This is a genomic window from Aliivibrio sp. S3MY1, assembly GCF_028765575.1.
In the GTDB taxonomy this organism is placed as follows: Bacteria; Pseudomonadota; Gammaproteobacteria; order Enterobacterales; family Vibrionaceae; genus Aliivibrio.
In genome coordinates, this window is sequence record NZ_JARACO010000095.1 from 1 (window position 1) to 795 (window position 795).

A 795-nucleotide genomic window follows, 5' to 3' on the forward strand; every position below is an offset into this window, starting at 1 on the left:
GTAGCAAACGTGTTATGCAGGCGTTATAAAGATGGAGTAAATAATATAAATGGACGCATTATATACATCAATGAAGGAGGGTAATTATGGCATTGCTCTCATTCTTATTGTTGTTCTTATATTGATGAATATCCCAAGGCTTATTGATTTTTCGAGTTTCAATAGAAAACGTAGAATGAATGATTTAATAGAAGCTTTAGGAAATGAAAATGTAACCGATAAAATAAAGTCTCATCTAAAGGATGAAATTCAAATTGAATGTTTCAGGGTTGCTCATGGTGTAAGAGTTAGTACTCCGATGCTGAATGCTATTTTGACCATAAGCAAACGGGTTGATACCAAGGTTTCATTTAGGCATTTATTAAGAGTTGCGAAGATTATGCCTAATATTGATGATCTGGATAATAAATCGTATCGAATAAAGTTAGAGTGGTTTGATAAACTCTTTTGGGGGTACAATTTAATTACTGGGGCATTGATGGTTATAATCGGCTTACTATTTTTTATTGCATTTATGGGAACGTTATCGACAGAGGTCCATGCCAATTATCTTATATTGGGTCTTTTTTCTTTTGCAACTGGGTCTTATGCATTTAACGAAGGTGTTGCATTGGCTTCGGTTTTTCATATTAATAAGGCCCTTCAAAGCTATGATGAAAGTTGTAAGATATCTTTATAACAATCGCATCAACACGATTTGCTACATTCGGCATTCTAGGTTTCTTTTGGTTTACCGTATTAAGTGGTAAATTTAGGCTTGATCTGCATAGTAGCAAACGTGTTATGCAGGCGTTA

Annotated in this window: 1 protein-coding gene; it reads left to right on the plus strand. The window is 34.2% G+C overall.

Annotated elements, in window-relative coordinates; all coding sequences use genetic code 11:
- Positions 1-49 precede the first annotated feature (49 nt).
- Complete coding sequence (locus PVK62_RS17385; RefSeq protein WP_274445634.1) at positions 50-679, plus strand: hypothetical protein; 630 nt, start codon at positions 50-52, stop codon at positions 677-679.
- Positions 680-795: the final 116 nt, after the last annotated feature.